Origin of the sequence: Corynebacterium hylobatis, from assembly GCF_003955685.1 — a bacterium.
In the GTDB taxonomy this organism is placed as follows: domain Bacteria; phylum Actinomycetota; class Actinomycetes; order Mycobacteriales; family Mycobacteriaceae; genus Corynebacterium; species Corynebacterium hylobatis.
Genome location: NZ_RXHJ01000026.1, coordinates 15,979 through 27,651 on the forward strand (window position 1 = coordinate 15,979; position 11,673 = coordinate 27,651).

Genomic DNA, 11,673 nt, shown 5'->3' on the forward strand with positions numbered 1-11,673 from the left:
TTGTTACCGAGCGTAGATAACAAAGCGGTCACAATCCCGTAACCCTACGGCTGTGGAAACGAACGGAAGAAGGCTTCATGCGAATGACGACTCAGCGGTCGACCGGAGGCAGGCACCGCAAGATCACCTCCTCGCAGACGACCAAGGGTCGCATCGCCCTCGTCGCCGTCGCAACCGGCGCGGTTTCCACGGCAGGTATCGGTGGCGCAGCAGCCGCTCAGATCCAGGCGCAGAACCCGGAGCAGTCCACCACCGCAGCCACCCCGGAGATCGAGCTCGCAGCGAATGCCGCCGAGTTCGCCGCCTCCTCCGAGGCCGCCCCGCAGATCCTCGCGATCGCCGAGTACAAGCCCGTCGCCAACCTGGCCGACCAGCTGACCAAGGCCGTCGAGCACAACACCTTCCGTACCGAGATCGACCAGGCCCTCCGCGCACCTTCCGTAGCCAAGCCGGCCGAGGGTGCGTTCACCTCCGGCTTCGGCCCGCGCTGGGGCACTCTCCACGCCGGTATCGACATCGCCAACGCCGTCGGCACCCCGATCCTCGCGGTCATGGACGGCACCGTCATCGACTCCGGCCCGGCTTCCGGCTACGGCCAGTGGATCCGCGTCCAGCATGACGACGGCGCCGTCTCCGTCTACGGTCACATGGAGACCCTCGCCGTGTCCGTCGGCGACCGCGTCACCGCAGGCCAGAACATCGCCGGCATGGGCAACCGTGGTTTCTCCACCGGCTCCCACCTCCACTTCGAGATCCATCCCAACGGCAACGGCGCCGTGGACCCGGTCCCCTGGTTCGCCGAGCGCGGCATCACCATCCAGTAGCCACACCCTATCCTTCAGTTCAGGACCCGACCCTCAAGGTCGGGTCCTTTTTGTTATGCCCGGCCCCTTCTGGGAGGCCGTTCCTCAGGGGTAATCTCCTGCTCATGAGCGTCAGCACTCCCCCACCTGCGGCCCTCGCGCTGCAGAACGTGTCCTGCCGGGTGCTGACTGATGTCTCCCTCACCGTCAACCCCGGGGAGCTGGTCGCCGTCACCGGTCCCTCCGGTTCAGGTAAATCCACCCTCATCCACGTGGCCGGTCTCCTCCTGCAGGCCACCGCAGGGACCGTGCTCGTCGACGGCATCGATGTCTCCCGGCTCACCCGTACCCAGGCCGCGGAGGTGCGCCGCCGACGGATCGGCCTGGTCCTCCAGCAGGACAACCTCCTCCCCAGCCTCACCATCGCCGAGAACATCGCCCTGCCGCTGGAGCTGGACAACGCACCGGTCACCGGCATCGGGGAGGCGCTGGCCGCCGTCGGACTGGAGGGGAAGGGCGACCTCCTCCCGGAAGCGGTCTCCGAGGCCGAGGCCCAGCGCGCCGCACTGGCCCGCGCACTGATCGGCCCCCGCACCCTGGTGCTGGCGGACGAACCCACCGGAGCCCTCGACACGACGGCCGGCGCGCAGGTGCTCGGCGTCCTGCGCAGGCTCATCGACGCTGGCGGTTCCGGCCTGCTGGTCACCCACGAACCACGCGTGGCCGACTGGGCGGACCGCACGGTCAGTCTGCGCGACGGGAGACTGGCATGGGAGTGACGGGGGCGTCGATACGCATCGCCCTCCGCCACCCCTGGCACGCGCTCGTCGCGGTCCTGCTCATCGCGGCACCGGTGGCATTACTCAGCTCCGTCCTCATCCAGGAGACCTCCCGCTTCACGGCCCATGCCCTCGCCTTCGCCCCCACCACTGCCCGCTACATCGGCGGGCAGTGCCAGCAGTCCCCTGACGGTCACATCCACGAATGCACCGGCGAGCCCGCGGACCTCCCCCAGCAGACCCTGCTCACCGAGGCCCTGCGGGGCGAGACCTCCGCACGGCTGATGATCAGTGGCCCCGCCGGGCTCAACTCCCCCACCGCGACGTCCCCCACTTCCCTGACCCAGCTGGACCCCGCCGTGGAGCACGCACCCCCGCCAGGGATGATCCGCCTGGTCACCTTCCAGCGGGAGCAGCTGGGACTCGCGGTCGGTGACACGGTCCTGCTCACCGTCGACGGGCGCACCCTCGAACTCCGGATCGCCGGGGACACCCCCGGCATCGAGTCATTGGTCTCCCACCCCACGGTGACCGACCCTGCGGAATTCCGCCTCCCGGGCAACACCTGGGCACTGTGGCACCTCCCGGGGGTGTTGACCTGGGATGACGTCTCCCGACTCAATCAGGCAGGCTTCATCATCCAGGCCGAGGAGATCGCCGGTGATCCCCCGCCCGTTCAGCCGGGTTTCGCACCGCACCCCATGGGAATGATCCACGAACCCTTCTTCCTCGTGTGGGCGCTGCTGATGCTGGTGCTCGCCCTCACCATCACGCTGCTGGCAGCGCTCATCCTCTCTCCGGTGTTCACGGTCACCCTGGGCCGGCAGTCCCGCGCCTTCGCGCTCCTGGCAGCACAGGGCGCCAGTCCTCGCCAGCTCCTGCGGCTGGGACTTCTCCATGGCCTCCTGGCCGGACTGGTGGGTGCCACCACCGGCATGCTGGCCGGCGGCCTCTGGGCGCTGCTCTGGTGGCCGCGGCGCTACCCGGACTGGCCCGTCGTGCTGTGGTCGGCGTGGCTTCCCGCCCTGTGGCTCTTCGCCGTGGTTGTGGCCACCGGTGCGGCGCTGCCCGCAGCGCGCCGGGCCACCCGGGCAACCATCATCAACACCCCGGCGCGCATCCGGGATCTCCACCGGTGGATGCGGAGCGGAATGGTCCTCCTCTCCGCCTCCGCCATCCTCCTGGCCATCGGTCTCGTGAGCCCGCCGCCACCGAATTTCGAGGACCGCAACTGGGGGTCGTTCGCCTCCGGGGTGGGTGGTTTCCTCGGTTTCCTCGGCCTCATCCTGTCCGCGCCCGCCATCGTCCGGTTGGTCGTCCGTCTGGTCCCCCGCCCCCTGACCGCCCGTCTGGCGGCGCGGGACATGCGGCAGCAGGCGGCCCGTTCCGCCTCGGCGGTGGCGGCGGTGGCCGCCCTGGTCACGCTGGCGACCACGATGATCGTCCAGTCGGGGGCGTACGCCACCCGCGCCGCCGAATGGGAACGCGCGGCCTACCGCCCCGGGGTGATCGCCGTCCAGGACTCCCCACGTCTGAAGGAGACGCTCGCGGCCGCCACAGAGATTCTCGGGCCGGTGAGCCGCACGGACGTCCACGGCCTGAGCGCCGACTGGCTGGGCCCGAGCTACACCTTCCTCGTCGCCGAACCGCCGATCCTCGACCAGCCCGACAGAGTGGCGTGGGTGCCCGGGCCCGCGGCACTCCTGGACGCCAATGTCGTCATCGCGACCCCGGAGCTTCTCGACACCCTCATCACCCGGGATCCCTTTCCCGTGGGGCCCGCCATGCTCGTTCCGACCTACATCAACCGGGAGAAGGCGACCTTCCGGCTGCACAACCAATTCGATGAGCCGGTCGGCGAGCCGGTCGTCCTAACCCTCAGCCCGATCCTCCCGGAAGGGATCTCGGACTGGCTGCCCACGTGGGAGGCCTACGACCAGTTGGGGGTGGAGGCGACCTTCCTCGGTGTGCTCCTCACCGCCGGGCAGGCGGTCACTCCTGCCATGCAGGCGGAGCTGGCGGAGATCGACCCGGGCATCCGTGTGCCGGGGGTTGCCCACCGGCAGAGCATCACACCGAAACTGCTGCTCACCGGCGCGGTAATCGTCCTCGTCGGGGTGGTCCTGCTGCTGTCAGTGCGGCAGGGCCGCCGACACAACATGCTGCTGGAGGTGATCGGTGCGCCGCCCCGTACCGTCCGGGCCGTCGCTGCCTGGTCAGGAGCTCTGCTCACCCTGTCGGGCACGGTGCCGGGTCTGCTGGTGGGGCACCTCGGGGCGTTGCTCATCTCCCGGCAGACGCTGAGCTACGTCAGTGTCGACTGGTGGCTGGTGCCGGCACTGCTGGTTCTCGCCCCGGCCGTGGTAGCTGCGATCGGTTGGTTCTCCGCCTTTCCGCCACCCCCGAACCACCTCCCCCAGAAGTAACATTCTGACACTTCCCCACCATATGTAACACGCCCGTGACCTGCGGGGACCAGGCAGGTACGTTTCGCAAACCCCCTTTTCACCTGCACTTTCACATTGCTGGCCCCCCTGTTGCCCCGGTAGTTTTGACTCGTCCCCAAAACGAAAAGGTAACAACGATGACAAGAACGGGCCTCAGAACCCTCCTCGCAGCCACAGCCATCGCCACGGGTTTCAGCTCCGCGGTTCTCGCCCCTGCTGCAGGTGCACAGGAAGCCACGTTCCAGGTGACCGAGGACGGCGTCGAGGGCGCCGACATCAACGACCTGATCACCGTTCTCGATGCGGTGGGCAAGCTCGCCGACACGATCGACACCAACGACTCCCCTGAGGGCGAACTCACCGACCTGCAGGTGATCCTCGACCCCCTCCATGCCCTCTCCGCGGCCATCACGGTCGTCTCCCCGGATGATCTGACCGATGTGGACCTCAGCGATGTCCTCGGCAGCGTCAACCGGATGTCCCCGGTCCGCGGCCAGACCGCCGACGGACGCACCGTCGTATTCCCCACCTCCGGCCAGTTCACCTCCGGCTACGGTGCCCGCTGGGGCGCCACCCACGAGGGCATCGACATCGCCGACCCCATCGGCACCCCGGTGCTGGCGGTCATGAACGGCGAGGTCATCAACGCCGGCCCGGCCGACGGTTTCGGCCAGTGGGTCCGCCTGCGCCACGACGACGGCTCCATCTCCGTCTACGGGCATGTCCACACAGTCGACGTCTCCGTCGGCCAGCGCGTCAACGCCGGCGACCAGATCGCCACCATCGGCAACGAGGGCCACTCCACCGGCCCCCACCTGCACTTCGAGATCCGCCCCGAAGGCAACGGCCCGACAGATCCCGTCGGCTGGTTCGCCCGCCAGGGCATCAGCGTCCGCTAGCTAGAGCTTCTCCATCGGCACTCCACCGATGAGCATCAGCCGCACCTTGCCGGAGGAACCGAAGTCGATGGTCACGGTGGCACGCGCCCCCGAACCATCGGAGGAGATGACCGTGCCCAGCCCGTATTTATCGTGGTTGACCCGGTCGCCCACCGTCAGCTGGAGGTTGTTGTTGCTGCTGCGGGCCTTCGGCAGGTCCGGCCGCCGCGGCGGGGTGCGACGCTGCGTCGGCTGGCCCCAGGAGCCCGCCCCGGAAGCCGACCACGACTGCTCCGGCTCCTCCCGGCGCCAGTCGACCAGATCCTCCGGCACCTCACCGAGGAAGCGGCTCGGCGGGTTGGTCACCGCATTGCCCCAGGAGGAGCGCAGCATCGCCCGGGTGATGTAGAGCTGCTCACGGGCGCGGGTGATACCCACGTACGCCAGGCGGCGCTCCTCGGCCAGTTCCTTCGGGTCGCCCAGAGCGCGCAGGTGCGGGAACTGCCCGTCCTCCCATCCCGTGAGGAAGACGACCGGGAACTCCAGGCCCTTGGCCGTGTGCAGGGTCATGAGCGTGACCACGCCCTGCTCGTTGTCGGGGAGCTGGTCCGCATCAGCCACCAGCGAGACCTTCTCCAGGAAGGCCTGCAGGGAACCCGGCGCGGCCTCGCCCTCCTCAAGCTGGAACTCGCCGCCGCCCATTTCCTCGTAGGCGACCTGATTGGCCGCCTCGGAGGAGAATTCCCGGGCGACCGAGACCAGCTCGTTGAGGTTGTCCAGGCGCGCGCCGTCCTGTGGGTCGTTGCTGGCCTCCAGCTCGGCACGGTAGCCGGTGATGTCCAGCACCCGGGAGATCAGCTCGCCGAGGTCCGGCATGCCGGTGACCTCGTTGACCATGTCTGGCATCTCGGCACGCAGGGTGTCCATCATGTCGACGAATTTCGCCACGGCGTTGCGCCCGCGCGCGCCGAGGAGATCGACCTTGTCGGCGGCGGCGTCGATAAGCGCGGCGCCGAAGGAGACGGCGTTGTTCCCGGCGTGCAGCGCGATGAAGGCCTGTGCGCGGTCGCCGATGCCGCGGCGCGGGGTGTTGATGATCCGGCGCAGGCTGACCGTGTCGTCGGGGTTTTCCAGGATGCGCAGGTAGGCGACGAGGTCGCGGATCTCGCGGCGCTCGTAGAAGCGGGTGCCGCCGACCACCTTGTAGGGGATCCCGGCGCGGATGAACACGTCCTCCAGCGCGCGGGAGGCGTTGTTGGTGCGGTACATCACCGCGACGTCGGAGTAGGTGGCACCCTTGTCGACTACCGCGTCGATCTCGCCTGCGATGAAACGCGCCTCGTCGTGCTCGTTGTCCGCGACGTAGCCGATGATCCGCCGGCCCTCGCCGTGGGCGGTCCACAGCTTCTTCTCCCGGCGGCCGTCGTTACGCGAGATCACGGCGTTGGCGGCGTTGAGGATCGTCTGCGTCGAGCGGTAGTTCTGCTCAAGCAGGATGGTGCGGGCCTGCGGGTAGTCGCGCTCGAATTCCTCGATGTTGCGGATCGTCGCCCCACGGAAGGCGTAGATCGACTGGTCGGAATCACCCACCACGCACAACTCCGGGGCGTCCTGCCCCTTACCCACCAGCGTGGCGATGAGCATGTACTGGGCATGGTTGGTGTCCTGGTACTCGTCGATGAGCACATGACGGAAGCGACGGCGGTAGTGGTCGGTGACCTGCGGGTGCTCCTGGAAGATGCGCACCACCTCACCGATGAGGTCGTCGAAGTCGACGGCGTTGGCTGCCCGCAGACGGCGCTGGTAGTCACCGAAGACCTGTGCCACGGTCAACTCGAAGGGGTTACGGGTGGCCTCGGCCTCCGCGAGCGCATCCTCCGGGGTGATGAGTTCGTTCTTCAGGTTGGAGATCGCGTTGCCCAGGACCCGGGCGGTGAATTTCTTCAGGTCCAGGTTGTGGTCCTTCGCGATCATTGACAGCAGACGGCGGGAATCATCCGAGTCGTAGATGGTGAAGTTCGTGTTCAACCCGGGCACGAGCTGTGCCTGCTGGCGGAGGATGCGCACGCACACCGAGTGGAAGGTGGCCACCCACATCCGTTCCGCGACCGGCCCGACCAGTCCGGAGACGCGTTCGCGCATCTCGGCGGCGGCCTTGTTGGTGAAGGTGATGGCGAGAATCTGCCAGGGGGCCACCCCACGGTTCTGCATGAGATGGGCGATCCGCCGGGTGAGCACCGCGGTCTTGCCGGAGCCGGCACCCGCGACGATGAGCAGGGGGGAACCGGAGTGTTCGACGGCGGCCTTCTGCTGCTCATTGAGGCCCAGGGTGAGGTCGGTGGAGGTGGACTGCTGCATGCTTAACAACCTACTAGTCCGACCCGACATGACCCCCGTGGCACAATAGTGCCCATGACTGACGCTGCTGAACCCCAGTTCGAGATCCGCATGCCCTCCGGCACCGATGACCCCCTGTCCGATGCGGAGATCCAGCAGTACCGGCAGGAGATCGACCGGCTTGACCGGGTCATTCTCGACGCCGTGAAACGCCGCACGGAGGTCTCCCGCGCCATCGGCAAGACCCGCATGGGCTCCGGCGGCACCCGCCTGGTGCACACCCGCGAACTGGCGATCATCAACCAGTTCCGCGAGGAACTCGGCCCCGAGGGCCCGGAGATCGCCAATGCGCTGCTGCGCCTGGGGCGCGGCCGACTTGGCTGAGTGGCCGACTCTCCTGGTGACCACGTGGTTCGTCGCTGAACCGTCGCTTGTCGACGACGCCCACCAGCTCTACACCGCCCGCGTCGGCGCCATTCCGCCGGAGGCGGCCGAGGTGCGCTTCATCTCCGCCTCGCCAGTACCTGCGGAGGACCCTCATCTGCTGACCATGCTGCGGGAGACGGCCTCATACGAAGGGCTGGATCCGGCGCGGCTGGAGCTTTTCACGCTGCGGTGTGTGCTGGCCCTCGACCCCGCCCGTGAAGATGAGGTCTGCCAGCAGCTGTTCTTCTGCGGCCCGGCGGAACGCGACCCGTTCCCGGGTTCCCAGTCCCACGAGATCCTCCGGCCGCTGCGGGACTGAGTTACCCTTCGGTGGAGTCGAGGACGACCTCGAACTCGAGCAGCTCGGCACCGGTGGCCACCGGCTGACGTTTCTCACCGCTGTGGGCGTTGCGGGCGTCTCCGTCGCGCCAGGCGACGTAGGACTCCTCGTCAGCCCAGCGGGTGACCACGAAGTAGCGGTCCTCCCCTGCGACGGGGCGCAGGAGCTGGAAACCCTTGAAACCGGGTGAGGAGTCGACGGCCTGCTTGCGGGCGGCAAAACGGGCCTCGAGTTCGGGGCCGGCGCCCTCGGGGACGGTGATTGCGTTGATCTTGATGATGCTCATGTCCCCCATTGTGCCTGCTTCCCGGGCGGACGTGGGGTTTCTTCACTACATTCAGGAGGAACATAAAAGAGATCTGAACCGATGAGGAGCCCCCACATGGTCGACATCACCACCTCCGCCGAATGGAAGAACCTGGAGACCGTCTTCGAACGGAGCCAGGCCACGACGCTGCGCGAGCTGTTCGCCGGGGATCCGCAGCGTGCGGAGAAGTACACTTTCGACGCCGCCGGTCTGCATGTGGACCTGTCGAAGAACCTGGTGGATGACGAGATCCTGCGTTCCCTGGTCGCACTGGCCAAGGAGGCGCAGGTCTCCGGGGCAATCGAGAAGATGTTCACCGGAGCGCACATCAACAACACCGAGGACCGCGCTGTGCTGCACACCGCGCTGCGTCTGCCGGTGGCGGAGGACCTCAGTGTCGACGGCCAGGATGTCGCGGCGGACGTCCACGAGGTGCTGGGCCGGATGCGTGACTTCGCCTCCGCCCTGCGTTCGGGCAACTGGCTGGGTCACACAGGCCACACCATCAAGAAGATCGTCAACATCGGCATCGGCGGCTCCGACCTGGGCCCGGCCATGGCGACGAAGGCCCTGCGCTCCTACGCCACCGCCGGCATCACCGCCGAGTTCGTCTCCAATGTGGACCCGGCCGACATGTCCGCCACCCTGGAGGATCTCGACCCGGGTTCCACCCTCTTCGTCATCGCCTCGAAGACCTTCACCACCCAGGAGACCCTGGCCAACGCCCACGCTGCGAAGCGCTGGCTGCTCGAGGCCTTCGAGGGGGACGAGCGGGCCGTCGCGAAGCACTTCGTCGCGGTGTCCACCAACGCGGAGAAGGTCGCCGAGTTCGGCATCGACACCGCCAACATGTTCGGCTTCTGGGACTGGGTGGGCGGGCGCTACTCCGTCGACTCCGCCATCGGCCTGTCGCTCATGGCCGTCATCGGCCCCATGGACTTCATGCGCTTCCTCGAGGGTTTCCACGCCATGGACGAGCATTTCCGCGCCACCCCCTTCGAGCACAACATCCCCGTCCTCATGGCGCTGCTGGGTGTCTGGTACACCAACTTCCACGGCTTCGAGACCCACGCCGTGCTCCCCTACTCCCAGGACCTGGCGCGTTTCCCCGCTTACCTGCAGCAGCTGACCATGGAGTCCAACGGCAAGTCCGTCCGCCACGACGGCTCCGCTGTCTCCTGCGCCACCGGCGAAATCTACTGGGGCGAGCCGGGCACCAACGGCCAGCACGCCTTCTACCAGCTCATGCACCAGGGCACCCGCACCGTCCCGGCCGATTTCATCGGTTTCGCCCGCCCCAAGGAGGATCTGCCCACCGCCAGTGGCGAGGGCTCCATGCACGACCTGCTCATGGGCAACCTCTTCGCGCAGGCCAAGGTGCTGGCCTTCGGCAAGACCGCTGAAGAGATCGCTGCGGAAGGCGTGGCAGCAGAGCTCGCAGCCCACAAGGTCATGCCGGGTAACCGTCCGAGCACAACGATCCTGGCGCAGGAGCTGACCCCCGCGGTGCTCGGCGCACTCATCGCACTCTATGAGCACATCACCTTCGTGCAGGGCGTGATCTGGGGCATCAACTCCTTCGACCAGTGGGGCGTGGAGCTGGGCAAGCAGCAGGCCAGCCAACTCGCGGCGGCTGTCTCCGGTGCTGAGAAGGCAGATTCCGGTGACTCCTCCACCGACACGCTGATCAACTGGTACCGGGCTCAGCGGTAGGACGGCGTCGATAAGCCCGGCCCGCAGCCCCCGGGGCGGCTAAAGTCTTCAGCATGGGCGACGCAGTTTCCAAGGACACCTACACCCCGCAGCAGCGCACGAAATACCGTCAGCAGCTGATGAACGACCTGGAGGTCTTCGACCAGCACCTGCAGAAGGCCGAGTTCGGCAACCGCGGAACCATCGGTCTGGAACTCGAGCTCAACCTCGTCGACGAGGACATGCAGCCGCTGCGCAAGGGCACCGACGTCCTCGAGCTGCTCGGCGAGGAGTACCAGTCCGAGATCGGCCTGCACAACGTCGAACTCAACCACCCGCCACTGACCGTCGCGGGTGATGGACTGCGCCAACTCCACGAGGGCATCACCGCGCGTGTCACCGAGGTGCGGCAGGCCGCCGAACAGGTGGGCGCCCGGATAGCGATGATCGGCACCCTACCGACCATCACCCCCGAGTTCCTCGCCGAACCCGGCTGGATGACACCGGAGAACCGCTACCGCGCACTCAACAACGCCATCATGCAGAGCCGTGGCGAACTGGTGCACATCGACTTCGCCAACGAGGAGGAGTTCCGCCACGAATTCGAGGACATCTCCCCCGAATCGACATGCACCTCCATGCAGCTGCACCTGCAGGTGCCCCCGAACCGTTTCGCCAGCGCCTGGAACGCCTCGCAGGCCATGGCCGCCGTCCAGGTAGCCCTCAGTGCGAACTCCCCGCTGTTCCTCGGCCGAAAACTGTGGCACGAATCCCGGGTGCCGGTCTTCCAGCAGTCCATAGACACCCGCACCCCCGAGCTCGTCGCCCAGGGTGTGCGCCCCCGTGTGTGGTTCGGGGAACGGTGGATCAACAGCGTCTTCGACCTGTTCGAGGAGAACGTCCGCTACTTCTCCCCGCTCCTGCCCGAAGCACGCGAGGACTCCGGCAAGCCCATCATCGAGGGCCAGTCCCCAACCCTGCACCACCTCAACCTGCACAACGGCACCGTGTGGCGCTGGAACCGGCCCATCTATGCCCCCGGCAAGCAGCGTGCCCACATCCGTGTGGAGAACCGCATCCTGGCCGCCGGCCCCACCATCACCGACATCGTCGCTGATGCCGCCTTCTACTACGGCCTGGTCAAATACCTCGCCGAGGAGACACGCCCCGTCTGGTCGCGGCTGCCCTTCGAGACCGCCGAACAGAACTTCACCTACGGCGCCCGCGCCGGCATGTTCGCCCGCCTCGACTGGCCCACCCTCGGGCGTATCGACGTCGCCACCCTCATCCAGGACCATCTCCTCGACCAGGCCTGCGAGGGTCTCCGCGCCCTCGACGTCGATGAAGACCTGATCACCTACTATCTGGACATCATCCGCCAGCGCGCCCGCACCCGCCAGAACGGTGCCATGTGGCAGCTGCGCACCCTCAAGGCGCTCACCCCGACGGGCAGCAAGCCGAACTCCCCGGAACGGCGTGCCGCCCTGGCCGAGATGCTGCGCCTCTACCTGGCCCACCAGTCCACTGAAGAGCCGGTGCACACCTGGAAGATCGGCGGCTGAGGAGCCTTTCTTCATCCCACGGCACCGTTTCCTGGTAAATGGAAACGGTGCCCATTGTCATTAAATAAATACCCCCTGAACTGCGGACTTAGTGGAGTTCAC

Annotated in this window: 10 protein-coding genes; 8 read left to right on the top strand and 2 right to left on the bottom strand. The window is 67.3% G+C overall.

Features of this window, described 5'->3' with window-relative positions; translation table 11 throughout:
* Positions 1-77: 77 nt before the first annotated feature.
* The 4 genes from EAH68_RS14105 (at position 78) to EAH68_RS14120 (ending at position 4,928) form a co-directional block, all read left to right on the top strand.
* Positions 78-824 carry a M23 family metallopeptidase gene (locus EAH68_RS14105; RefSeq protein WP_126121975.1) on the top strand — a complete coding sequence of 249 codons (747 nt, stop codon included), beginning with the start codon at positions 78-80 and terminating at the stop codon, positions 822-824.
* Between the two features lie 104 nt (positions 825-928).
* Positions 929-1,582: an ABC transporter ATP-binding protein gene (locus EAH68_RS14110; RefSeq protein WP_126121976.1), complete on the top strand. Its 654-nt coding sequence runs from the start codon at positions 929-931 to the stop codon at positions 1,580-1,582.
* Positions 1,573-4,008, top strand: a complete 2,436-nt coding sequence (locus tag EAH68_RS14115) for an FtsX-like permease family protein (protein WP_126121977.1) — start codon at positions 1,573-1,575, stop codon at positions 4,006-4,008. Before EAH68_RS14110 ends, EAH68_RS14115 begins: the two co-directional genes overlap by 10 nt.
* Positions 4,009-4,166: 158 nt before the next feature.
* A complete protein-coding gene (locus EAH68_RS14120) occupies positions 4,167-4,928 on the top strand; it encodes a M23 family metallopeptidase (RefSeq protein ID WP_126121978.1) in 762 nt (253 codons plus the stop codon).
* On the opposite strand, the gene pcrA is transcribed toward EAH68_RS14120, so the two are convergent.
* Positions 4,929-7,265, bottom strand: a complete 2,337-nt coding sequence (gene pcrA / locus EAH68_RS14125; RefSeq protein ID WP_126121979.1) for a DNA helicase PcrA — start codon at positions 7,263-7,265, stop codon at positions 4,929-4,931.
* 54 nt (positions 7,266-7,319) lie between these two features.
* On the opposite strand from pcrA, the gene EAH68_RS14130 reads away from it, so the two are divergent.
* Entirely contained in the window at positions 7,320-7,628 is a 309-nt protein-coding gene (locus tag EAH68_RS14130; protein ID WP_126121980.1) for a chorismate mutase, read from the top strand.
* The gene (locus EAH68_RS14135) at positions 7,621-7,989 is read left to right on the top strand and encodes a hypothetical protein (RefSeq protein ID WP_126121981.1); all 369 of its coding nucleotides are present in this window, start codon (positions 7,621-7,623) and stop codon (positions 7,987-7,989) included. Before EAH68_RS14130 ends, EAH68_RS14135 begins: the two co-directional genes overlap by 8 nt.
* Position 7,990: 1 nt before the next feature.
* On the opposite strand, the gene EAH68_RS14140 is transcribed toward EAH68_RS14135, so the two are convergent.
* A complete protein-coding gene (locus tag EAH68_RS14140) occupies positions 7,991-8,296 on the bottom strand; it encodes an antibiotic biosynthesis monooxygenase family protein (RefSeq protein WP_126121982.1) in 306 nt (101 codons plus the stop codon).
* Between the two features lie 96 nt (positions 8,297-8,392).
* Here EAH68_RS14140 and pgi point away from each other — a divergent pair, with 96 nt between their 5' ends.
* Positions 8,393-10,030, top strand: coding sequence for a glucose-6-phosphate isomerase (gene pgi, locus EAH68_RS14145; protein WP_126121983.1), 1,638 nt, complete (start codon positions 8,393-8,395; stop codon positions 10,028-10,030).
* A 53-nt stretch (positions 10,031-10,083) separates the two neighbouring features.
* Positions 10,084-11,571 (top strand): glutamate-cysteine ligase family protein, encoded by a 1,488-nt coding sequence (locus tag EAH68_RS14150; RefSeq protein WP_126121984.1) that lies wholly within the window; start codon positions 10,084-10,086, stop codon positions 11,569-11,571.
* The last annotated feature ends 102 nt before the right edge of the window (positions 11,572-11,673 follow it).

Excerpts from the sequence above, each read along its gene's own strand:
- EAH68_RS14105 (WP_126121975.1), top strand. The coding sequence starts at position 78 with ATGCGAATGACGACTCAGCGGTCGACCGGAGGCAGGCACCGCAAGATC.
- EAH68_RS14110 (WP_126121976.1), top strand. The coding sequence starts at position 929 with ATGAGCGTCAGCACTCCCCCACCTGCGGCCCTCGCGCTGCAGAACGTG.
- EAH68_RS14115 (WP_126121977.1), top strand. The coding sequence starts at position 1,573 with ATGGGAGTGACGGGGGCGTCGATACGCATCGCCCTCCGCCACCCCTGG.
- EAH68_RS14120 (WP_126121978.1), top strand. The coding sequence starts at position 4,167 with ATGACAAGAACGGGCCTCAGAACCCTCCTCGCAGCCACAGCCATCGCC.
- pcrA (WP_126121979.1), bottom strand. The coding sequence starts at position 7,265 with ATGCAGCAGTCCACCTCCACCGACCTCACCCTGGGCCTCAATGAGCAG.
- EAH68_RS14130 (WP_126121980.1), top strand. The coding sequence starts at position 7,320 with ATGACTGACGCTGCTGAACCCCAGTTCGAGATCCGCATGCCCTCCGGC.
- EAH68_RS14140 (WP_126121982.1), bottom strand. The coding sequence starts at position 8,296 with ATGAGCATCATCAAGATCAACGCAATCACCGTCCCCGAGGGCGCCGGC.
- pgi (WP_126121983.1), top strand. The coding sequence starts at position 8,393 with ATGGTCGACATCACCACCTCCGCCGAATGGAAGAACCTGGAGACCGTC.
- EAH68_RS14150 (WP_126121984.1), top strand. The coding sequence starts at position 10,084 with ATGGGCGACGCAGTTTCCAAGGACACCTACACCCCGCAGCAGCGCACG.